At 70.6% G+C, this 21,475-nt stretch carries 22 protein-coding genes and 1 pseudogene; 11 read left to right on the plus strand and 12 right to left on the minus strand.

What is annotated here, in order from left to right; translation table 11 throughout:
* Positions 1 to 4: 4 nt before the first annotated feature.
* Positions 5 to 3,133 carry a Tn3 family transposase gene (locus ACU6WZ_RS26220; protein ID WP_447030646.1) on the minus strand — a complete coding sequence of 1,043 codons (3,129 nt, stop codon included), beginning with the start codon at positions 3,131 to 3,133 and terminating at the stop codon, positions 5 to 7.
* Between the two features lie 229 nt (positions 3,134 to 3,362).
* Positions 3,363 to 4,046 carry a pyridoxamine 5'-phosphate oxidase family protein gene (locus tag ACU6WZ_RS26225; protein ID WP_447030647.1) on the minus strand — a complete coding sequence of 228 codons (684 nt, stop codon included), beginning with the start codon at positions 4,044 to 4,046 and terminating at the stop codon, positions 3,363 to 3,365.
* A 23-nt stretch (positions 4,047 to 4,069) separates the two neighbouring features.
* Between ACU6WZ_RS26225 and ACU6WZ_RS26230 the strand changes: the two genes are divergently transcribed.
* On the plus strand, positions 4,070 to 5,404 hold the full coding sequence (locus ACU6WZ_RS26230; protein WP_447034263.1) for an aminotransferase class I/II-fold pyridoxal phosphate-dependent enzyme: 1,335 nt from the start codon (positions 4,070 to 4,072) through the stop codon (positions 5,402 to 5,404).
* Positions 5,405 to 5,482: 78 nt separating this feature from the next.
* Here ACU6WZ_RS26230 and ACU6WZ_RS26235 read toward each other — a convergent pair whose 3' ends face one another.
* On the minus strand, positions 5,483 to 6,472 hold the full coding sequence (locus tag ACU6WZ_RS26235; protein ID WP_447030648.1) for a DMT family transporter: 990 nt from the start codon (positions 6,470 to 6,472) through the stop codon (positions 5,483 to 5,485).
* 74 nt (positions 6,473 to 6,546) lie between these two features.
* Here ACU6WZ_RS26235 and ACU6WZ_RS26240 point away from each other — a divergent pair, with 74 nt between their 5' ends.
* Positions 6,547 to 7,452 carry a LysR family transcriptional regulator gene (locus ACU6WZ_RS26240; RefSeq protein WP_447030649.1) on the plus strand — a complete coding sequence of 302 codons (906 nt, stop codon included), beginning with the start codon at positions 6,547 to 6,549 and terminating at the stop codon, positions 7,450 to 7,452.
* 66 nt (positions 7,453 to 7,518) lie between these two features.
* On the opposite strand, the gene ACU6WZ_RS26245 is transcribed toward ACU6WZ_RS26240, so the two are convergent.
* Together ACU6WZ_RS26245 and ACU6WZ_RS26250 are read right to left on the minus strand one after the other, a co-directional pair.
* Positions 7,519 to 8,022, minus strand: coding sequence for a Rieske (2Fe-2S) protein (locus ACU6WZ_RS26245; RefSeq protein ID WP_447030650.1), 504 nt, complete (start codon positions 8,020 to 8,022; stop codon positions 7,519 to 7,521).
* A 75-nt stretch (positions 8,023 to 8,097) separates the two neighbouring features.
* Positions 8,098 to 8,367, minus strand: a pseudogene (locus ACU6WZ_RS26250) (alpha/beta hydrolase family protein); the annotation flags it as partial.
* 97 nt (positions 8,368 to 8,464) lie between these two features.
* Here ACU6WZ_RS26250 and ACU6WZ_RS26255 point away from each other — a divergent pair.
* The 7 genes from ACU6WZ_RS26255 to ACU6WZ_RS26285 all read left to right on the plus strand — a co-directional run bounded on the left by ACU6WZ_RS26255 (position 8,465) and on the right by ACU6WZ_RS26285 (position 14,552).
* On the plus strand, positions 8,465 to 9,346 hold the full coding sequence (locus ACU6WZ_RS26255) for a HipA family kinase (RefSeq protein WP_447030651.1): 882 nt from the start codon (positions 8,465 to 8,467) through the stop codon (positions 9,344 to 9,346).
* On the plus strand, positions 9,343 to 9,729 hold the full coding sequence (locus tag ACU6WZ_RS26260) for a DUF3037 domain-containing protein (protein WP_447030652.1): 387 nt from the start codon (positions 9,343 to 9,345) through the stop codon (positions 9,727 to 9,729). The genes ACU6WZ_RS26255 and ACU6WZ_RS26260 overlap by 4 nt, the downstream gene beginning before the upstream one ends.
* Before the next feature lie 157 nt (positions 9,730 to 9,886).
* Positions 9,887 to 10,648, plus strand: a complete 762-nt coding sequence (gene fabG / locus ACU6WZ_RS26265) for a 3-oxoacyl-ACP reductase FabG (protein ID WP_447030653.1) — start codon at positions 9,887 to 9,889, stop codon at positions 10,646 to 10,648.
* Positions 10,649 to 10,686: 38 nt separating this feature from the next.
* On the plus strand, positions 10,687 to 11,472 hold the full coding sequence (locus tag ACU6WZ_RS26270) for an SDR family oxidoreductase (protein WP_447030654.1): 786 nt from the start codon (positions 10,687 to 10,689) through the stop codon (positions 11,470 to 11,472).
* Between the two features lie 119 nt (positions 11,473 to 11,591).
* Positions 11,592 to 13,172, plus strand: a complete 1,581-nt coding sequence (locus ACU6WZ_RS26275) for an ABC transporter substrate-binding protein (protein ID WP_447030655.1) — start codon at positions 11,592 to 11,594, stop codon at positions 13,170 to 13,172.
* Positions 13,173 to 13,240: 68 nt separating this feature from the next.
* The gene (ung, locus tag ACU6WZ_RS26280) at positions 13,241 to 13,924 is read left to right on the plus strand and encodes a uracil-DNA glycosylase (RefSeq protein WP_447030656.1); all 684 of its coding nucleotides are present in this window, start codon (positions 13,241 to 13,243) and stop codon (positions 13,922 to 13,924) included.
* Between the two features lie 154 nt (positions 13,925 to 14,078).
* On the plus strand, positions 14,079 to 14,552 hold the full coding sequence (locus ACU6WZ_RS26285; RefSeq protein ID WP_447030657.1) for a hypothetical protein: 474 nt from the start codon (positions 14,079 to 14,081) through the stop codon (positions 14,550 to 14,552).
* 13 nt (positions 14,553 to 14,565) lie between these two features.
* On the opposite strand, the gene ACU6WZ_RS26290 is transcribed toward ACU6WZ_RS26285, so the two are convergent.
* The 3 genes from ACU6WZ_RS26290 to ACU6WZ_RS26300 form a co-directional block, all read right to left on the minus strand.
* The gene (locus ACU6WZ_RS26290; RefSeq protein ID WP_447030658.1) at positions 14,566 to 15,084 is read right to left on the minus strand and encodes a hypothetical protein; all 519 of its coding nucleotides are present in this window, start codon (positions 15,082 to 15,084) and stop codon (positions 14,566 to 14,568) included.
* A 114-nt stretch (positions 15,085 to 15,198) separates the two neighbouring features.
* Positions 15,199 to 15,711, minus strand: coding sequence for a DinB family protein (locus ACU6WZ_RS26295; RefSeq protein WP_447030659.1), 513 nt, complete (start codon positions 15,709 to 15,711; stop codon positions 15,199 to 15,201).
* Positions 15,712 to 15,716: 5 nt separating this feature from the next.
* Positions 15,717 to 16,364: a TetR/AcrR family transcriptional regulator gene (locus ACU6WZ_RS26300; RefSeq protein ID WP_447030660.1), complete on the minus strand. Its 648-nt coding sequence runs from the start codon at positions 16,362 to 16,364 to the stop codon at positions 15,717 to 15,719.
* Between the two features lie 79 nt (positions 16,365 to 16,443).
* On the opposite strand from ACU6WZ_RS26300, the gene ACU6WZ_RS26305 reads away from it, so the two are divergent.
* Together ACU6WZ_RS26305 and ACU6WZ_RS26310 are read left to right on the plus strand one after the other, a co-directional pair.
* Entirely contained in the window at positions 16,444 to 17,697 is a 1,254-nt protein-coding gene (locus ACU6WZ_RS26305; protein WP_447030661.1) for an FAD-dependent monooxygenase, read from the plus strand.
* 11 nt (positions 17,698 to 17,708) lie between these two features.
* The gene (locus ACU6WZ_RS26310) at positions 17,709 to 18,614 is read left to right on the plus strand and encodes a Gfo/Idh/MocA family protein (protein WP_447030662.1); all 906 of its coding nucleotides are present in this window, start codon (positions 17,709 to 17,711) and stop codon (positions 18,612 to 18,614) included.
* Here ACU6WZ_RS26310 and lnt read toward each other — a convergent pair.
* From lnt to ACU6WZ_RS26330, 4 genes are all read right to left on the minus strand, one after another.
* Complete coding sequence (lnt, locus tag ACU6WZ_RS26315) at positions 18,538 to 20,133, minus strand: apolipoprotein N-acyltransferase (RefSeq protein WP_447030663.1); 1,596 nt, start codon at positions 20,131 to 20,133, stop codon at positions 18,538 to 18,540. The genes ACU6WZ_RS26310 and lnt overlap by 77 nt on opposite strands.
* A 126-nt stretch (positions 20,134 to 20,259) precedes the next feature.
* On the minus strand, positions 20,260 to 20,730 hold the full coding sequence (locus ACU6WZ_RS26320) for a DUF1269 domain-containing protein (RefSeq protein WP_447030664.1): 471 nt from the start codon (positions 20,728 to 20,730) through the stop codon (positions 20,260 to 20,262).
* Between the two features lie 54 nt (positions 20,731 to 20,784).
* Positions 20,785 to 21,249 carry a DUF7144 family membrane protein gene (locus ACU6WZ_RS26325; protein ID WP_447030665.1) on the minus strand — a complete coding sequence of 155 codons (465 nt, stop codon included), beginning with the start codon at positions 21,247 to 21,249 and terminating at the stop codon, positions 20,785 to 20,787.
* Positions 21,250 to 21,343: 94 nt separating this feature from the next.
* Positions 21,344 to 21,475 carry a hypothetical protein gene (locus tag ACU6WZ_RS26330; RefSeq protein ID WP_447030666.1) on the minus strand — a complete coding sequence of 44 codons (132 nt, stop codon included), beginning with the start codon at positions 21,473 to 21,475 and terminating at the stop codon, positions 21,344 to 21,346.

Here is a 21,475-nt window from a genome sequence, read left to right on the forward strand (position 1 = left end):
TTTCCTACTCCTCGTCGTCCTCGTCCAGGCCGACGGCGTCCGGGTCGCGCAGCGGCCGCAGTCCGTCGCCCGGCTGTGAGGCGGTGAAGCTGTAGCGGCCCAGGACGTTCAGATTCTTGTGCTTGAGCGGGGACAGCCGGGCCACGTCCTCGTCGCTGATGTCGTGGCCCTCGGCGCGAAGCTGGGCAACGGCGGCATCGATGTACCTGGTCGTCCAGAGCACGACCGCATTCAGAACGAGACCCAGCGAGCCCAACTGATCTTCCATCCCGTCCCGGTATGCCTGGTGGATGGTGCCCTTCTTGCCGTGGCAGATCTCGCGGGCGAGCTTGTGGCGGGACTCCTGGACGGTGAGCTGCTTGTGCATCTGGCGCCGGTAGGTGTCGTCCATGGGGTCGACGACGGCGAGCAGGTGCAGGGTCTTGGGGATCCGTCCGTACTCGGCGAACGCCTGCCCCAGCGGGGTCGGGTGGCCCTCGCGGCCGAACATCCGCAGCAGGTCGTAGGCCCGCACCTGGTTGGTGACCAGTGAGCCGGCCACCCGCAGCATGTCCGGCCAGTTGGTGATCACCTTCTTCACGTTCACCTTGTTGCGGGCGATGGCCTCCAGCGGCCCGTACCCGCCGGCACTCTCGTCGCCGGGCATCTGGGCCTTCCAGAACCGCTGGTCTTGAAGGTCCTTGAAGCGCGGGGAGAAGCGGTAGCCGAGCATCTTGAAGATGCCGAAGACCATGTCGCTGTAGGAGGCGTTGTCGGTGGCGACCATCTCCGGCTTCACCCCGCCGTCCAGATTCAGCAGCGCGTCCAGGATGAACAGGGAGTCGCGCGGGGTGCCGGGCACCACCATCTGCCCGATGCCGATCACCTGGTCATTGATCGCGTTCAGCCAGGTGATGCCCTTCTTCTTCGCGAAGTACTTCGGCGAGGGCGCGGCGTTGATGGTCCGCGTGGGGACGACGAAGCGCAGACCGTCGACGGAGGCGAGCAGGCCCTTGCCCCAGAACTGCACGATCGGCACCCGGGCCTGGGCTGCGATCAGCGCGGCGTTCGCCGCGGCGATCGTCTCCGCGCGCAGGTAGTACTGGTCGACGTGGACCAGCCGGGACCGGGTCAGTGCCTCGTAGCCCGGGTTGATTACCGGCGTCATGCCGATGTTGCACGCCTCCGAGACCAGCAGCGCGACCATCGACGTCGCCAGGTCCTTCATACGGGTCTTACCGTCGCCCAGGTGCACGAAGGCGTCCAGGAACCCGGTCCAGGCGTGCACCTCGAACAAAAGGTCCGGCAGGTCGATCTTCGGGAGCATCTTCTCGACGCGCTCGCGCAGCCACTTCAGCGACTTCGGCTCACCCAGCGCGTGGAGCTTCTCCACGTTCAGCTTCGCCCGCCCGTTCGGCTGCACCTCGATGCTGATCTTCGCGTCGTCGCCGGCCTCCTCCAGCCGCTCAGCCATCTGCCTCCACGTCGCATCCAGCACGTCGACCAGCTCCCGAAGATGCTGCTCCGCGTCCTCGCCCAGGCTCAGGCCCGCCAGGACGTCCTCGCGCACCGCCTCCCACCCCTTGCCCTGGAGCAGCCGGGCGCGCGGATCGGACCAGCGTTGCGAGGGGGAAGCGAAGATGTCGCGGCGCTTGAGCGCGCGGAACAGCTGTTCCAGCACGCACACCACGTACGCGTCCCGGTCCACCGCCCCCTGCGGCAGGTCCGCGTTCGCGTACACCGCCTTGCGCCAGTGCGACGGCACCAGCTTGTCGTCGACCTCACGCGGCAGCAGCGGCTTCTCGCCCACCTTCCGCCGCGAAAGCGCCGGGAGCCGCTGCACCCCGGTCAGAATCCGCCTGCCGCCGGGCGCCGCGTCCAGCGCCTTCGATTCACCCAGCAGCGACAGGAACGGCTTGACCGTGTTGTAGCGCAGCGCCAGCGCGCCCCGCAGCGCGGCCTCGGCCGTGTCGTCGCCCTCCGGCACCAGGCTCACCACCGTGACCGCCGCGCTCGACAGCGCCGCCCGGGGTGCGACCTCCTCCAAGGCCCGCCACAGCGCACCCACGTCGACATCGCAGCCGGTCTGCTCGATGAGCTCCAGCTCCTCGATGAACACCGTCGCCGCCCTGGCCACGATCCTTGACGCCTTCTCCAGCTGCGGCAGGGTCGACAGGCGCTGCTTGTCCGTGGACCGCTTCGCGGTGCTGATCAACCGGGTGGCCATGAGGATCTCGAACAGGTCCAGCGCGTCGTCGATCGCCTTCGCCTCCAGGTGGCGCATCACCGCGGTGAGCATCGCCGTGCGCTTGGGCTCCGGGGTCCGCTCCAGCTTCGGCGCCTTGGTGCCCAGCCCGTACCGGGCCAGCGCGGACAGCCGGTTCGGCGGGATCTTGTCCAGCTTCACCCGCCCCAGCTGGAAGGAGGCGATGTCCTCGACCCGCTGCAACGCGCCCTTCATCGCGGTGCCCGTGGTCCGCGTCGGCGGCCGGCGCATCCGCTCCAGCTCCGAGATCCGCTTGCCCTCCGGCGTCTTCAGCGTAGCCACCAGGTCCCCGGGCAGCGCCGCATCCGCCCGCCGGACCTCCTTGGCGACCGTGGCGTGCAGCCGTTCCTCCGCGATCCTGCGGACCTCGGCGACCTCCCGGGCCAGCACGCTCACCCCAGGCAGCAGCACCCGGTTGCGGCGCAGCCAGCCCACCGAATGATCGAACAGGGCCTTCGGCCCCTCGGCGTGCGCCGTCCAAGCCCGCCCGTGCAGGAACGCCCGGAACTTCCGGCCCTGATCGTGGTCCTCGTACAGGTGGTAGCCGTACGCCTCACGTATCTCCCACGCGTGGTCGTACACCGTCTGACGCCGGTCCGTGTACCGCTTCATACACGACGCGTCCTCGATCCCCAGCTGCTCGGCCAGGTGCTCCACCACCGGCCACGGCACATCCAGCGGGTCCTCGCCCAGGAACAGGCCCACGTACCGCACCGTGCACATCTGGAGCGCGAACCCGAGCTGGTGATGCTGCGTACGCCGCAGCGCAATCAGATCCCGGTCCACGTCATCCAGGAAGAAGAAGCGTTCCAGCTCGGGTCTCGTCGGTTCCTCGGCGAACTTTCCGTACGCGTCAGCTTGCTCATCAGTCAGAAATTCCACCGGCATGGGGCGGACGTAACCACCTGCCCGCGAGTGACCGTGGATCTTCCACCGAACGTCCGCACGAAACGGATCACTTGTGCTAATGGATCATGGCGGTTCGACCATGATCCTTCTCACCGATACTGACTGTTCCGTTGGTCCCCGAGGCCGCTCATGGGGGCTCCCCCTGGCCCCGGTCCTCAGATGCCGGACGGGCTGGACATGCCGGACGGGCCGGACACCCGTGTCCGGGTCACAGCGTCGTGAGGTAGTCCGGGACGCGCACGGCCGGGTCCAGGTCGCTGGCCGGGACCGGTGCGCCGTAGCCGCGTACCAGGGGGACGACACCTGCCCAGTGGGGGAGCGAGGTGTCCTCGGGGTCGTCGTTGGGGCCGCCGGTGCGGACCTTGGCCGAGACTTCCGTCAGGTCGAGGCGGAGCACGGCGGTGGCGGCAAGCTCCTTCGCGTTCGCAGGTCGCGAGTCGTAGGAGCGGCCCGGGACGACATGGTCGACGAGCGCGTCGAGCGCGGTGCGCCTCTCCTCCTCGTCCACCACCTGGTGGGCCGTGCCGTGTACCACCACGGAGCGGTAGTTGATGGAGTGGTGGAACGCGGAGCGCGCCAGTACGAGGCCGTCCACATGGGTGACGGTCAGGCAGACCGGGAGGCCGGGGTCTCTCTGGCGGGCCATGCGCAGGGGGCGGGAGCCCGTGGAGCCGTGCACATAGAGGTGCTCGCCGATCCGGCCGTAGAGCGTGGGCAGGACCACGGGGGCGCCGTCGCGGACGAAGCCGAGGTGGCAGACGTAACCCTCGTCGAGTATCGAGTGCACCAGGTCGCGGTCATAAGAGGCGCGCTGGCTGGCCCGCGTGGGGACGGTGCGTTCGGTGGGCTCGTAGGCGGGGGTGATGTCCGTGTCCTGCATTGCGTTCTCCATTGCACTAGTGCATAGTGATGTTTGTGCTAGGAGAGTATCGGATCAGTGGGCGTGGCGCATCGGAGATTGCCGCCAGCGTGGAGCGTGGGGTGGGCTCCGGGGCGCTGGAGCCTGGGCAACTCCTGCCGCCCATGAGGGAGTTGGCAGGTGACCTGGGGGTAAATGCAAATACGGTGGCGGCCGCCTATCGGACTCTGCGTGACCGGGGCGTGATCGAGACAGCGGGTCGACGAGGTAGTCGGGTGCGTCCCCGCCCGGCCAGTACGGCGCGCGAATCCATCCGGGTCGACGTGCCGGCCGGTGTGCGCGATCTCAGCCAGGGAAATCCCGATCCCGCGCTGCTTCCGCCATTGCACGACGCGTTGGCCGCCGCGGCGCGGCAGAACGCGAAGCGGCCGGGACTGTACGGACAGGCGCCGGTGGACCCGGAGTTCGCCCGGCTCGCCAGGGCCGCGTTCGACGCGGACTGGGTGCCGGACGGCCCGGTTGCCGTCACCTCGGGGTCCCTGGACGCGATCGAGCGCGTACTGGCTGTGCATCTGAAGCCGGGTGACGCGGTCGCCGTTGAGGATCCGGGGTGGGGCAGCCTGCTCGACCTCGTACTGGCGCTCGGGCTGCGGGCGGTGCCCGTCGCGCTCGACGATCGCGGCCCGTTGCCCGGCGAGGTCGAACGTGCGCTGCGGAGCGGCGCGCGTGCCCTTGTGATCACCAACCGGGCGCAAAACCCGACCGGCGCGGTGGTGGACGCGGCGCGGGCGACGGAACTACGGGGTGTCCTGGTGATGCATCGTGGAGTGCTGCTCGTCGAGGACGATCACGGGCACGGCATTGTCGACATGCCCTTGCGTCCGCTCGCCGGGGTGACGGATCACTGGGTGTTCGTGCGCTCTGTCGCGAAGGCGTACGGGCCGGACCTGCGGCTCGCCATGATGACCGGCGATCCGGTCACAGTGGACCGGGTGATGGGGCGTCAGCGACTCGGGCCCGGCTGGGTCAGCCGGCTCCTGCAGCGCGCCGTCGTCGAGCTGTGGGCCTCCGGCGCGGTGGACGTACGCGCGGTTTCCCTCGCGTACGGACAGCGCCGGGACGCCCTGCTGCGGGCGCTGGCGGAGCGTCACATCGAAGCGCACGGGCGCAGTGGGCTGAACGTCTGGGTGCCCGTCGCGGACGAGACGGGCGTGGTGGCGCGGCTGCTGCACGCGGGGTGGGCCGTCGCCCCGGGCGCGCGCTTCCGGATGGCGGCGCCGCCTGGCGTGCGGCTGACCGTCTCGCCGATGGCGGCGGGTGACATCGAGGCGGTCGCCGACGCCGTCGCCTCGGCGACGGCCCCCGTCCGCGGGGGGAGACGCTATGCCTGACGGGCTCCGGAGGCCGCTGCGGGCACTGCGCTGTGGGCGGGGTGGGCGCGGGCGTTGCGTCGGCGGCGGGGGCGGGTGTTATCGGCGGCGGGGGGAGCGTGTGCGGGGGCTGCGTGTGCGGGGGCCGCGGCTTCGGCCCTGGGTGAGTGCTGCGCCCGCGAGGACGATGACGGCGCCGACCGGGGTATTCCAGCTGAGCGGCTCATCCAGCAGCGTGACGCCCGCCACGGTGGCGATGACAGGGATGAAGTACGTGACCATCTGGGCGGTCGTCGGCCCGACCTCGGCGACGATGTTGTACTGCAGCAGCATCGCCAGGCCGGTCCCCAGCGCTCCCAGCGCCACCACCGCGAGCAGCGGCAGAACCGGGAAGGAGCGGGGGAGCGTGGTGAACAGCGGTGTGACCACGGCAAGTTGGGCCGCCGCCAGCAGCAGTTGCGCGCCGGTCATCGACAGGGCGGAGTTGGCGCTGCCCGCGAGCGTACGGCGCAGATAGATCCAGCCGACCGGGTAGCTGAGCGACGCCAGCAGCGCCATCGCCGTACCGCTGAAGTCCAGGCCCGCGAAGCCCTGCCAGGCGCCGAGTACCGTCAGTACGCCGATGAATCCGATGCCGAGTCCGGCTACGCGCCGGCGGGTCGGACGGTCCTCGGAGAACGCGACGACCGAGAGCGCCATGCCCCACAGGGGGGACGTGGCATTACAGATGCCGGCGAGCGTCGAGGGGATCGTCAGCTCGGCGTAGGCGAAGAGCGAGAACGGCAGAGCGTTGAGGAAGAACGCGGCGACCGTGAGGTGCCCCCAGGTGCGGGCGCCGCGCGGCAGTCCCACCCCCTTGACCGCCATCGCGGCGACGAGCACGCCGGCACCGAACAGCAGGCGCCCGAAAGTGACCTGGAAGGGTGCGTACGCTCCCGTGCCGACCTTGATGAGCAGGAAGCTGAAGCCCCAGATGAGCGCCAGTACCGCGAACCGCAGGCGCCAGTCCAGCACGAGGCGGCGGGCGGGAAGAGGAGGGCTTTCGGTAGCGGCCGAGGGAACGTCGCGCGGGGTGGTGACGGGGCTCATGCGCCCAACCCTGGACCGTCTTACGTCGTAGCACAAGCGAGATTTTGTTGGCAGATTCGATTAGCATTCCTTATATGTTGAATCTGGAGCGCCTCCGTACGCTCGACGCCCTCGCCCGGCACGGCTCGATCAGCGGGGCGGCCGAGGGCCTGCACGTCACCACATCCGCTGTTTCCCAGCAGATGGCCAAGCTGGAGCGCGAGGTGGGCCAGCCCCTGCTGGCCAAGAACGGCCGAGGTGTCCGCCTGACCGACGCGGGCCGGCTGCTCGCCGACCACGCGGCCCGCATCCTCTCGCACGTCGAGCTCGCCCAGTCCGACATCGAGGCGCAGAGCGGGCGGGTCGTCGGTGACCTCGCCGTCGCCGCCTTCCCGACCGCCGCCCGCGGCCTGCTGCCCCCCGCCCTGTCGGCGCTGCGCGACGGACATCCGCACCTGCGGGTGCAGATGCGGGAGATGGAGCCCGACGACGCGGTGCGCGGTGTGGTGCGCGGCGACTTCGACCTCGCCGTCGTGCTCGACTGGTACAACAAGCCGCTCTCGATGCCCGACGGCCTCGCCAAGCAGGAGCTGCTGCACGATCCTGCCGACGTCGCCATGCCGGCCGGCCACCCGCTCGCCGGGCGGGCGGCCGTCGATCTGGAGGAGTTCGCCGATGACGACTGGGTGACCTGGGCGGAGGGGGAGTTCTGTCACGAATGGCTGATGTTCACGCTGCGCGGCAAGGGGTTCGAGCCGAGGATCGCGCACGTCGCCGAGGAGCACGCCACCCAGCTCGCTCTGGTCGCCGAGGGGCTCGGGGTGTGCGTGGCCCCTCGGCTGGGCCGCGGCCCGGTGCCGGACGGGGTCCGCGTCGTACCGGTACGGCATGCGATGCGGCGGCATGTGTACGCCGTCTGGCGCGCCGACGCCGACCGGCGGCCCTCCATCCGCGCGGCGGTCGACGCGCTGGGCGTGGCGGGTGCGGCGGTCGTGAGCTAGGAGGTGCCCTCAGCGGCCTTCGGCGGGCCTGGCGCGCGCGGCCCGTGGTCTCGCAGAGTTTGGCGGTCAGGCGAGGCTGATCGAGTCGCCCTCGACCTTGATGGCGGCGGCGGGCAACGGCTGCTTGGCCGGGCCGCCCTTCACGCTGCCGTCTGTGGCGTCGAACATGCTGCCGTGACACGGGCAGTTGATCATTCCGTCGGCGACGCCCTTGACCGCGCAGCCCTGGTGGGTGCATTTCGAGGAGAACGCCTTGAACTGCCCCGCCGTGGGCTGGGTGACGACCACGCCGTTGTCGGCGAAGACCTTCCCGCCGCCCTCGGGGATGTCCGCGGTCTTGGCGAGCACAGCGCTCTCACCCGCGCCGCCCCCGCCGCCCGCATCAGCCGTACCGCCGCCCGCGTCGCCCCCCGATCCCGCCGGTGACTCGACGGCACTGTCCGCAGGGCCGTCCGCTGGGCTGTCCGAACCGCCGCACGCCGTCAGTACCGCGGCGGCCCCGGCCGCGCCGACCGCGGCGACGACCGTACGGCGGCCGAAGAGCCGCCCTGTCTTCTGAGATCCCGTCATGCCGGCATTTCCCTTCCACGACTTGGGCCACGACTCTGGCTTCACGATGTAGTACGCGCGGACGCGCCACGCCGTTCAGCAGCCCAGCGATTTCTTCACGAAGTCGAGTTCCAGCAGCAACAGCGTGTCCGCGACGCCCTCCCGCGTGACCAGATGGCTCTCCCCCGGCAGCGGCAGCACCGTGTGCGGCCGCCCTGCCGCGAGCAGTGCCACGGAGAACCGCAGCAGGTGGGCGGGAAGCACATTGTCGTCCGCCATGCCATGGACCAGCATCAGCGGCCGGGTCAGCTTTGCCGCGTGCTGGACCAGCGAACAGCGCGCGTAGTTCTCCGGCAGGACGTCCGGAGACACTCCCCAAGGCGCAACTCGGGTTCCACCGCAGGAGCACGGGTTCGGCGCACGACGTGGATCGTGATACTCGGTGGCCGGATAGCCTTGGAAAATGCTCACCGAAGTCATCGCGACCCGCTACGTCACGCCCTTGCGGGAGGGCGGATCGCTGCCGGGGATCGTCGAGGCCGACGATCTCGGTACGTACGTCATGAAATTCACCGGCGCGGGGCAGGGCCGCAAGACCCTGGTGGCCGAGGTTGTCTGCGGGGAACTGGCCCGCAGGCTCGGGCTGCGCATCCCCGAGCTGGTGACCATCCAGCTCGACCCGGTGATCGGTCTCGCCGAGCCGGACCAGGAGGTCCAGGAACTGCTCAAGGCCAGCGGTGGACTGAATCTCGGGATGGACTACCTTCCGGGGTCGATCGGCTTCGACCCGCTCGCATACGAAGTGGACCCGGTGGAAGCCGGCCGGGTGGTGTGGTTCGACGCCCTGGTCAACAACGTCGACCGTTCGTGGCGCAATCCCAATCTCCTGGTCTGGCACGGTGATCTGTGGCTCATCGACCACGGCGCCACCATGATCTGGCACCACAACTGGCCGACCGCCCCCAGCGCCGCCGCGAAGCCGTACGACGCCTCGGACCACGCGCTCGCGTCCTTCGGCCCTGACATCGCGGCCGCCGCCGCCGCGCTCGCGCCGCGGGTCACCGAGGAACTGCTGACCGAGGTCGCCGCCGCGGTTCCCGTCGAATGGCTGGTCGACGAGCCCGGCTTCGACAGCACCGACGCGCTGCGCCGCGCCTACGTCGAGGCGGTTCTGCCGCGCGCCGCGACGATTCACGAACGGATCACCCTCAGCGCGCCGTCGAAGGACAAGCCGTCCCAGGCCCCGGGCTGGCTGTCCGAGCACGCGAAACCCTGGCCGCACTCGGCCAAGCCGGACCAGCGGGACACGCGGGACCAGTGGGCCGAGAAGGACGGCGGCGAGTGAACACGCAGCGGGACGTCTTCGAATACGCGCTGGTGCGCGTCGTGCCGCGCGTGGAGCGCGGCGAAATGTTCAACGCCGGGGTGCTCGTCTACTGCCGCGCCAAGTCCTACGTAGCCGCCAGGACTCACCTGGACGAGGCGAAGCTGCAGGCCCTGGACCCCCGGGCGGACACCGTCGGCGTACGGGCCGCCCTGCACGCCGTCGAAGGCGTCTGCGGGGGCGGCGACGGCGCGGGGCAGGCGGCCGGCGACGACGCGGGGCGGCGCTTTCGCTGGCTGATCGCGCCGCGCAGCACCGTCGTACAGCCGGGGCCCGTGCACACCGGCCTCACGGCCGATCCCGAGGCCGAGGTCGAGCGGCTGCTGGACCTGCTGGTGCGGTGAATCGCGCCCCCGGCCGGCCGGGTCGTACCCCCGGCCGTTGACACCGCGTGCCAGGGCTTCTAGCGTCACGTCTGCTGAAGCTACTAAGCGGTTGCTCAGGGATCGAGATCTTTCGGTCGACTTGGCTGAGCCGCATCCGAGGGCGAGGAGAACCAGCATGTCCACCACCGAGCAGCGCGTCGCGATCGTGACCGGGGCGGCGCGCGGCATTGGCGCGGCCACCGCGGTACGTCTCGCGGCAGAGGGCCGTGCCGTCGCCGTACTCGACCTCGACGAGGCCGCCTGCAAGGACACCGTTGAGAAGATCACCGCGGCGGGCGGCACCGCCGTCGCCGTCGGCTGCGACGTCTCCGACAGCGCCCAGGTCGAGGCTGCCGTGGCGCGAGTTGCCACCGAGCTCGGTGCGCCGACGATCCTGGTGAACAACGCCGGCGTGCTCCGCGACAACCTGCTCTTCAAGATGAGCGAATCCGACTGGGACACCGTGATGAACGTGCACCTTAAGGGCGCGTTCCTGATGGCCAAGGCCTGCCAGAAGCACATGGTCGACGCCAAGTTCGGGCGTATCGTCAGCCTCTCCAGCAGCTCCGCGCTCGGCAACCGGGGCCAGGCGAACTACTCGGCGGTCAAGGCCGGCCTCCAGGGCTTCACCAAGACTCTCGCCAAGGAGCTCGGCAAGTTTGGCGTCACAGCCAACGCCGTCGCGCCGGGCTTCATCGTCACAGAGATGACCGCGCAGACCGCCGCGCGCGTCGGGATGGGCTTCGAGGAGTTCCAGGCCGCCGCCGCCACACAGATCCCGGTCCAGCGGGTCGGGACGCCGGACGACATCGCGAACGCCATCGCCTTCTTCACGGGCGAGGACGCAGGCTTTGTCTCCGGCCAGGTCATGTACGTGGCCGGCGGCCCGCTCAACTGACGAGGGACTGACGAGGGGCTGACGAGGGGCTGACGAACATGGCTGCTGAGAACAAGACGCAGGCGCGGGAACAGGTGCGGGACAGCGGGAAGGTGGCTCTGATCACGGGCGGCAGCCGCGGGATCGGGTACGGCGTCGCCGAGGCGCTCGTCGCCCGCGGCGACCGGGTGTGCATCACCGGTCGCGGCGAGGACGCGCTGAAGGAAGCCGTGGAGCGGCTCGGCGCCGGCCGTGTGATCGCGGTCGCTGGCAAGGCGCACGACGAGGCGCACCAGGCGATCGCCGTCGAGCGCACGATGGAGGCGTTCGGCCGGGTCGACTTCCTGGTCAACAACGCCGGTACGAATCCGGTCTTCGGACCGATGGCCGAGCTCGATCTGGGGGTTGCGCGCAAAGTTTACGAGACCAACGTGATCTCCGCGCTGGGGTTCGCGCAGCAGACCTGGAAGGCGTGGCAGAAGGAGAACGGCGGGGTGATCGTCAACATCGCCTCGGTCGCCGCGATCTCCGCCTCGCCCTTCATCGGCGCGTACGGCATGAGCAAGGCGGCGATGGTCAACCTGACCCTTCAGCTGGCGCACGAGTTCGCGCCGGTCGTACGGGTCAACGCGATCGCGCCCGCCGTGGTCAAGACCAAGTTTGCCCAGGCGCTCTACGAGGGCCGGGAGGCGGAGGCCGCGGCGGCCTATCCGCTGGGCCGGCTGGGGGTGCCCGAGGATATCGGGGGAGCGGCCGCGTTCCTCACCTCGGACCAGTCGGACTGGATCACCGGACAGACCCTGGTGGTCGACGGCGGTATCTTTCTGAACGCCGGCGTCGGCTGAGCCGGTTTACTCCCCATTTGCACGGGATTACTACCAAGTGCCCTGCCGGATCTGCCCGTTGACCCGGCAGGGCACTGCGGTATGGTCTGCCGACCCATGGCTGATCGAGGAGCGTGCACGTGTTCAACCGGACCAGATGTCTGCAGTCCGTTGCAGCCCTTGCGTCCATATCCCTGGTGACCGGGTGTGGGATGCTGTCCAGTGATCAGTCCGATGCCGAGCAGAAGCTCGCTGTCGGTACGACGAGCACGCCCAGCACCCTGGACCCGGCCGGCGCGTGGGACGGTTCCTGGGAGCTTTACAGGAATGTGTTCCAGACCCTGCTGAGCTTCCCGATCGGGAGCAGCACACCGGAGCCCGACGCCGCCGAGAAGTGTTCCTTCGCGGACAGTTCCAACCAGGTCTACACCTGCACGCTGCGCGAGGGGCTGACGTTCTCCGACGGCTCCCGGCTCGACGCGAAGGCGGTGAAGCACTCGATCGACCGGATCGTCGAGATCGGTGTGCAGGGTGGCCCCGACGGGCTCCTCACCAGCCTGGACGAGGTCGAGACGCGGGGCGAGCGGGAAGTGACGTTCCGCCTCAACAAGCCGGACGCCACCTTCCCCTTCGTCCTGGCGACCCCCGCGATGTCGATCGTGAGCCCCAAGGACTACCCCCGGGACGAGTTGCGCACAGGCAACGAGCTGACCGGGTCGGGGCCGTACACCCTCGCGTCGTACGAGCCCGACCGCAAGGCCGAACTCGTGAAGAACGCGAAGTACGAAGGCTTCGCCGACCTCAAGAACGAAGCCGTCACCATCCGCTACTTCCATGACTCCGACGTGATGGTGGCGGCCCTGAAGAAGAAGGAGATCGACGCGACGTTCCGCGGTCTGACCGCGGAGCAGGTCGTCGACCTCGAGGGTCAGCCCAAGGAGAAGGAACTCCAGATCGTCGAGGCGGTCGGCGCCGAGATCCGCTACCTGGTGTTCAACCCGAAGGACCCGGCAGCGCGCAATCCGGCGGTCCGCCGGGCCATCGCGCAGGTCGTCGACCGCGGCGCGCTGGTCGACAAGGTCTACAAGGGCACCGCCGAGCCGCTCTACTCGATGATCCCGAGCGGTGTCGCCGGACACGCGACCAGCTTCTTCGACAGCTACGGCGAGCCGAGCGTGCCCAAGGCGAAGGACATCCTCACCGGGGCCGGCATCACCGAGCCCGTCCGGATGACCTTCTGGTACACCTCCGACCGGTACGGATCGTCGACGGCGAAGGAGTTCGCCGAACTGAAGCGGCAGCTGAACGCGTCCGGACTCTTCAAGATCACCATCAAGAGCCGCCCCTGGAACACGTTCCAGAAGGGCTATCAGAACGGTGAGTTCCCGGTCTTCGGCCGTGGCTGGGCCCCCGACTTCCCGGACCCGGACAACTTCGTCGCGCCCTTCGTCGGCGAGCGCAACGCCGTCGGTACGCCGTACGAGACGCCCGAGATCACGGCCAGCCTGCTGCCGCAGACGCGCCGCGAGAGCGACCGCGCGGCGGTCGGGAAGCAGTTCCTGCGGGCCCAGGAGATCCTGCTCAAGGACGTCCGCCTGCTGCCGCTGTGGCAGGGCAAGCTGTACGTCGCCGCCTCCGACGAGATCGCCGGCGCCGAACGGGCGCTGGACCCGCAGACGATCATGCAGGTCTGGCAGCTGAGCAGGAAGACCAGCTGGTAGGGGCCGTTGTCAGTGGCCGCGGGTAGGTTCTTCGGTGTAGAACTGATCGCTTACCGGAGGTTGTTGACGTGACCGACACCCACATGCTGCCCGAGTCCTGGCGCGGCGTCCTCGGCGATGAGCTGCAGTTGCCCTACTTCAAGCAGCTCACCGAGTTCGTCGAGGAGGAACGGGAACGCGGGCCGGTCTACCCGCCGCGCGAGGAGGTCTTCGCCGCGCTCGACGCCACCCCCTACGACAAGGTGAAGGTCCTGGTCCTCGGCCAGGACCCCTACCACGGCGAAGGTCAGGGGCACGGGTTGTGCTTCTCGGTCCGGCCCGGTGTCAGGGTCCCGCCCTCGCTGCGGAACATCTACAAGGAGCTGCACGCGGAGCTCGGCACCCCCGTCCCGGACAACGGATACCTCATGCCGTGGGCCGAGCAGGGCGTGCTGCTGCTGAACGCGGTACTGACGGTGCGGGCCGGTGAGGCCAACTCGCACAAGGGCAAGGGCTGGGAGAAGTTCACGGACGCGGTGATCCGCGCCGTGGCGTCCCGGCCCGACCCGGCGGTCTTCGTGCTCTGGGGCAACTACGCGCAGAAGAAGCTGCCGCTGATCGACGAGGACCGCCACCGGGTCGTCAAGGGCGCGCATCCGTCGCCGCTCTCAGCGAAGAAATTCTTCGGATCGAAGCCGTTCACGCAGATAAATGAGGCCGTCGCAGCCCAGGGACACCAGGCCATCGACTGGACGGTGCCCGACCTGGGCTGACCTGACGAGGGGCCGGCGGCGCCCGACCGGTCACCGTCCTGGCGCAGTGCCATGAGGGCGCCACCCGAGCCTGAGCCGGAATGTCAGTGGTGGGGTCTAGCGTCGAGAGCGTCGGTATTGGCTGGGCAGGCGCGGGCGACGGGAGAACACGGCGATGGAGCAGCAGGAGACGTCGGAGGACGTCACAATGGTGCGGATCGGACAGGCGGTCATGCTTCTCCACGCCGGTGACCGCGAGGAGGCGCGCAACCGCCTCGGGGAGCTGTGGACGGAGGTCGGCGAGGACGGCGACGCCTTCCACCGCTGCACGCTCGCCCACTACCTCGCCGACACCCAGGACGACGCCGTTGACGAACTCGCCTGGGACCTGAGGGCGCTGGCCGCCGCCGACGGTCTGACCGACGAGCGGGTCGCCCGCCACGACGCCTCGGTCGCGGTGCGCGGGTTCTACCCCTCGCTGCACCTCAATCTGGCCGCGGACTACCTGAAGCTGCGGCGTACGGAAGCCGCCCGCGCGCATCTGGGGCGGGCGCGGGCGGCGTCCGACGCCTTGGGGGACGACGGTTACGGGGACGGTGTGCGGGCGGCCATCGACCGCCTCGAGCGCAGGCTCGCGGACGTGGGCTGAATCCGGGCGCCGGTCAGCGGCCGTAGGTGTCGCGGCAGATGCGGGTCTGCGGGCTGTCCGGGGCCCAGCCGCCGTAGCCCTCGCCCAGGGCGCATACGCCGGCGCCGGGCCCCTGGCCGGCCCCGGCCACCGGAAGGGGCAGGGACGGCAGGGCGCGGGGCCGGGGCAGGGTGGTGGCCTTCGGGGGTGCGGGGCGAGGGGCGGGAGCTTCGGGGGCTTCAGCGGCGGGCCTGGCCGGGGCCGGGTGCCGTGGGGCCGCCGGGGGCGCCGGGGGGCGGCGTACCTCAGTCGTGCCGCGCCGCTCGGCCGTCGGGGCGGCGCCGCCCGGGGCCTGCGGCAGCGCCGCGTCCAGGGCTTCGCGGGCGGGGGCCTGGACGATCTGCGGCTCTACGTTCTGCGCGAGCTGCGGGGTGTCGACGGCTGGTACGGGGACGGGGGCCGGCGTGGTGTGTGGCGCCACGGCCACGCATCCGGAGACGGCCGAGGCCGCCACCCCCGCCAGGATCATCGCTACGGTTCTCGTTCGGTGCACCCGGGCCACTCTGACGGGCGCGGGGCCGCTTTGGGGAGCCTGCGGGCGGAGATTGGCCCGCACGAGTGATCCCGGGGCCGGCTCAGTCGGTCATGAGTGATGCCGGGGGCCGGCTCACTCGCCGGTGGCCCCGTCGATACGCTGGCGCAGCAGGTCGGCGTGGCCGTTGTGGCGGGCGTACTCCTCGATCATGTGGACGTAGATCCAGCGGAGATTGAACGTCTCCCCGCTGCGGTGCTTGCCCTCGGCGATGTCGTCGAGGCCCCGCGTCGCGGACAGCTCGCGCGCCCGGTCGATGGAGGCGCGCCAAGCGGTATGGGCATCGGCCCAGGTGTCCTCGGCAGTGAAGTGGAAGTCGCCGTCCGGGTTATCGTCGCCGTAGTAGACCGCCGGGGCGTCGTCGCCCGCGAGCACGCGCTGGAACCAGCCCCGCTCGACCTCCGTCATGTGCCGTACGAGACCGAGCAGCGAGAGGTCGGAGGGCGGCACCGCCATCTCCCGCAGCTGTTCGTCGTCCAGACCCGTGCACTTGCGCGCCAGCGTCTCGCGGTGGAAGTCCAGCCAGCTGTCCAGCATTTCACGCTCACCGGCGGTGGTGGGGGGATCGATGCGCCCAGGGTTCGTCATGTCCGTCATGGTGGCCCAGTGATCGACTCTGCGCCACCCTTTTGGCCCGGACCGGCGGGGCCGTCGAGCATGCCGCGCATCAACTCGGTCATTCCGGCGTGTAGTTCCTCCCGGCTGGGCACCGCGCAGTGGTAGGCGCCGACCGCGCACGCGAACAGCAGTCCCTCGCACCAGGCCACCAGCGACAGTGCGTGCCGCTCGGGCTCCCGCGAGCCCGCCGCCGCCATCAGCGCGATCAGCGGTTCACGGAACCTGCTCCGGCCGGCCGCGTCGTAATACGCCCGCAGTTCGGGCCGGCGCGTCGCCTCCAGCCCCAGCTCGTAGCGGGCCACGAGCAGGTCGCGGTGGTGGCTCACGTGACGGTGCAGGACCGCCGCGAGGGCGGTGACGATGCCGTTGAGCCCCGCCGCCGACCCTGGCAGCGCCTCCAGGCCGAGCAGGGCCGCCTCGCGCTCGGCGAGCCTGCGTACCGTCGCCTCCAGCAGTGCCTGGCGGGTGCGGGCGTAGTTCGACGTGGAGCCCTGGGGCAGGCCGGCCCGCTCGTCGACCGCCCGGTGGGTGAGTCCGCGCATTCCGCGCTCGACGAGCAGGGCCAGTGCGGCGTCCGTGATCAGTTCGGGGCGGGAGCGGCCCGTGGTGGTGCGTGCGGTCATGGGAACAACCTACCGCCGACACTACGGCTGTAGTAGCGTTGCACTCGTCACTACAGATGTAGTTCCGAGGAGGAGAGTCATGTCCGCCACTCCCGAAACCCGCACGCCGCACGCCGTAGTCGTCGGCGGCGGAATCGGCGGCCTGACCGCCGCCGTCGCCCTGCATCAGCGCGGCTGGCACGTCACCGTCCTGGAGCGCGCCGCGTCGGTCGAACCCGTCGGCGCCGGAATCGGCCTCGCCCCCAATGGCCACCGCGCCCTGGACGTCATCGGGCTCGGCGAGGAAATCCGCCTGCTCGCCGCCTGGCAGGGCGACGGCGGCATGCGCGCGCCCAGCGGCCGCTGGCTCTCCCGCATGAGCAGCTCAGCGGCCACCGAGCGGTTCGGCGGCCCGCTCGTCCTCGTCCACCGCGCCACCCTCGTCGACCGGCTGGTCGCCCAGCTGCCCGAAGGGGCGCTGCGCACCGGCTCGCCCGCGACCCTCGCCGATCCCGGCGTGGCGGGCGGGCGGCACGCCGTGGTCAGCGCCCCCGGCGGGGACATCGAGGCCGACCTGGTGATCGGCGCCGACGGCATCAACTCGGCCGTGCGCCGCCGCCTCTTCCCGGACCACCCCGGACCCGTCTACGCGGGGATCACCACCTGGCGCGCGGTCGTGCCCACCCTCGACACGCCCTTCGAACCGCACGAGACCTGGGGCCGCGGGGCCCTGTGGGGCAGCCAGCCCATGAAGGACGGCCGGATCTACGCGTACGCCGCCGCCGTCACCCCCGCGGGGGGCCGCTCCGCCGACGGTGAGAAGGCCGAACTCCTGCGCCGGTTCGGGCACTGGCACCGGCCCGTTCCCGAGATCATCGCCGCGACCGGTCCCGGCCAACTCCTGCGGCACGACGTCCACCACATGATCACCCCGCTGCCCGCCTATCACCGGGGCAGGACCGCGCTGCTCGGCGACGCCGCGCACGCCATGGCCCCGACGCTTGGCCAGGGCGGAAACCAGGCCATCGAGGACGGCATCGTCCTGGCCCATCACATGGCGGACGCGGACGCCGTCGGGACGGGACTGGCGGCGTACTCCGCGGACCGGCTGCCCCGTACCACCGGCATTGTGCGGAAGTCCGCGCAGGTCACCCGGCTGATCTCCCTCAGTGGCGCCCCGGCCGTCACCCTGCGGGACACCCTGATGACACTCGCCCGCTTCGGGCCAGCGCTCGCCCTGCGCACCTTCGACGGGATCGCCGACTGGCAGCCGCCGCAGCGCACGTATGCTGCCGGGGCACGGGACCGCGATGGCCGGGACCGTCGAGTGCGGCGTCAGGCCGGTGGGTCTTAGGGAGAATTTCTGTGAAGGTCGGCGTCATCGGGCTCGGAGACATCGCGCAGAAGGCGTATCTGCCCGTACTGAGCACCCGGCCGGGGCTTGAACTGCACCTGCAGACCCGCACCCCCGCCACGCTCGCCCGGGTGGCCGCGACTCACCGCATCCCCGCCGAGCAGTGCCACGCCGACCTCGACGCGCTGCTCGCCCAGGGCCTGGACGCCGCGTTCGTGCACGCACCCACCGCCGTGCACCCCGAGATCGTGACCCGGCTCCTGGAAGAGGGCACGCCGACGTACGTCGACAAGCCGCTCGCCTACGGACTCGCCGAGTCCGAGCGGCTGGTGCGGCTCGCCGAGGAGCGCGGTACCAGCCTCGCCGTCGGCTTCAACCGCCGCCTGGCCCCCGGGTACGCGCAGTGCGCCGAGCACCCGCGCGACCTGATCCTCATGCAGAAGAACCGCGTCGGCCTGCCCGAGGACCCGCGCACCCTCGTGCTCGACGATTTCATCCACGTCGTCGACACCCTGCGCTTCCTGGTGCCCGGCGCCGTCGACCACATCGACGTACGGGCGCGGATCGTCGAAGGGCTGATGCACCATGTCGTGCTGCAGCTCTCCGGCGAAGGGTTCACCGCCATCGGTTCCATGAACCGGATGAGCGGCTCCACCGAGGAGATCCTCGACATCTCCGGCCAGGACTCCAAGCGCCAGGTCCTGAACCTCGCGGAGGTCGTCGACCACAAGGGCCAGCCCAGCGTCCGCCGGCGCGGCGACTGGGTGCCGGTCGCCCGCCAGCGGGGCATCGAGCAGTGCGTGAGCGCGTTCCTCGACGCCGTACAGGCCGGTAAAACGCTCAGCGCCCGCGACGCCCTGCTGACTCATGAGCTGTGCGAGCGGGTGCTGCGGGACGTCGCGGAGCAGGCCGCCTGAGCGTCCGTACGCCCTGGACCGCGCCCAGCAGGGCCAGCACGGCGACCGCGCCGTAGAGCGCCCAGTCGCCGGCCCGTACGTACACCGTCGTGCCCTCGGCCAGCGGTACGTCGTACACCGCCGACGCGCTGCGGTCCGTACCCAGCGATGAGCCGGTCCCGCCGCCGTCGGGGCCGAACACCGCGCTGACGCCGGTCAGCGTCGCGTGCACGACCGGCCGCCCGTTCTCCGCGGCCCGCAGCGCCGCGAGCGAGGCGTGCTGGCCGGGGGCCCAGCTGTCCTGGAACGACGAGGTGGCCGACTGGGTGACGAGCAGCTGCGCGCCACGCCCGGTCAGCTCCCTGCTCATGTCCGGGAACGCCGACTCGAAGCACACCAGGGGGCCCACCCGCAGACCGCCGTCGCGTCCGTCGCCGCCCCCCGCCGTCATCACCACGGGGGCCGCGCCCCGCCTGCGGTCCTCGCCCGCCGCCTTGCCCACCGAGGTCGCCCAGCCGAATAGGGAGCGCGCCGGGACGTACTCCCCGAACGGCACCAGGCGCATCTTGTCGTACCGCTGGCCCGTCGGACCCCGCGGGCCCACGAGCACCGAGCTCTTGAAGATGCCCGGCCGGTCGGAGCGCCGCGCGTCCACATTGACCAGGATGTGTGCCCCGACCTGCCGGGACATGGCGGCCAGTCTGGCCGCCAGATCCGGTCGGTCCGACAGGTCGGCGCCGACACTGCTCTCGCCCCACACCACCAGGTCGAGGTCGCGCCCGGCCAGCTCGCGGGTGAGCGCCTCGCCGCGCGCGAAGCGCCGCTCCGGGCTGCCGATTCCACTGACCACACCGGGCTGTACGACGGCGATCCGCACCCGACCCGACTGCTCGGGGCGCGGCGCCCACGCCCACACCGCGCCGACCGCGACAGCGGTGGCCGCCATCGCCGCCACCGCGGGAGCACGCGCCGCGGGCACCGCGATCAGCACGGCGACGCCGGTGTTGACCGCGACCACCAGCAGACTCACCAGCCACACGCCGCCGACCGATGCCAGCCGCAGCGCGGGCCAAACCTCCCACTGGCTCGAACCGAGCAGTCCCCAGGGGCCGCCCAGCCCCTGCCAGGAGCGCACGAGTTCGGCCATCAGCCAGCCGGAGGGGACCACGACCAGCGCGGCCGTGGCGCGGCGGACCGACGGCGACCCGCCCAGCATGAACCGCACCAGCCAGCCCCACGGCAGCCACAACAGGGCGAGCAGCGAGGCCAGTACGACGATGAACACATGCAGGCTCGGCATCAGCCAGTGATGCACGGCGACCATGAATCCGATGCCGCCGAGCCAGCCGTCGAGGGCGGCCCTCCGGGCGCTCGGAGCGGAGCGGATCAGCAGCATCCACGGCACGAGGGCGACGTACGCGAACCACCAGAGAGAAGGCGCCGGGAAGGCGAGCGCCGGCAGAGCTCCGAGCACCAGGGCGACTGCGCCGCGCCACCAGGGCGACGACAGCCGCCGACGCCGGCCGGCCGGTATCCGCATGCGGCGCCTCCTCGTCCTGCGGCCACGCCCGAGCGGTGAGTGGTCGGGGCCGTTCCTGCCACCAGTGTGCGGGACCGCTCGCGGACAGAGCCGGTCGTGGCCGGACAGGGCAACGTTCAGGGCCGGTCAGGCCGCGAAGACCTCGCGGAGCTTGGCCTCGGCCTCGCTGCTGAGGTTGCTGTGCACCAGTTCCGCGTGGCCGGCGGGGAACGCCTCGCGGACACGGTCGGTCACCGCGTCCTGGGACAGCAGGAACAGGGCCGAGGTGCCCTGCTTCACTTTCGCCTTGACCTGCTCGATGAAGTCGTCGTCGATGCCGACGTCGGTGAGCTTGCCGCCCAGCGCCCCCGCCGCCGCGCCGATCGCCGCTCCCAGCAGCGGGACCAAGAAGATCAGGCCGAAGAGCATGCCCCAGAAGGTTCCGGAGAGTGCTCCTGCGCCGGTGAGGTTGTGCAGCTGCTTGGTCTTCGGCTTGTTGTCGCCCTCGGTCCAGCTCACCACCGCCGCATCGTTGACCCTGATGAGCTGTTCCTTCTGCAGCGAGAGCAGCGTCTCCTCGGCCCGCTGGGCGGCGTCCGGGGTGTCGAACTTCCACACCGTAAACGTGGCCGTGCCTGCCTCCGTAGATCCGTTCCTGACACCGGCACCCAGTTAACCGGTGAAGGCCGAATTGTGCGATTTGCCGGGTGTGGCGTCGTGCGAACACAGCGCCCAGATCACCAGCGCGTCCACGGCGATCACCACGAGCGCCCAGAACGGCTCGTACGGAAGGAAGAGGAACTGGGCGACCAGGCTCAGGCTCGCCAGCACGATGCCGACCGCCCGGGCCCAGCTCGCGCCCTTGAGCACGCCCCAGCCGGTGACGGCGACGATGATGCCGAGGACGAGGTGGATCCAGCCCCAGGTGGACAGGTTGAACCGGTAGACGTAGTCGCCGATGTCGTTCCACATGTGGTCCTCGACGATGGCGGCGATGCCCTGGAGGGCCGCCATCAGGCCGGAGACGAGCAGCAACACTCCGGCGAAGAGGTGACTCCCGGACGCCCAGCCACTTTCGGCCGGACCGCGCGTCCCGGAGGCGGGGGCGGATGGTGGGGTGGGTGTCGCGCTGCTCATGTCGGCTCCACTCGGATCGGCGTGCGGGCGAAGGGGAGATCGTTCACGTGGCCCAGTAGAACGGCAGTGTCCGCTTCCCGCATGTGGGGATTTTCTACGTCCCGGTGTTGTCCCGGGGCGCTCGGATCAGCATCTCGGGGCGGCCCGTGACGAGCAGCCAGGCGGGCAGCGCCGCGATGCAGAGCACCGGCAGCACCTCCAGGTCCTGGACGACGGTGGCGGCCAT

It is taken from the genome of Streptomyces hypolithicus (genome assembly GCF_052934925.1).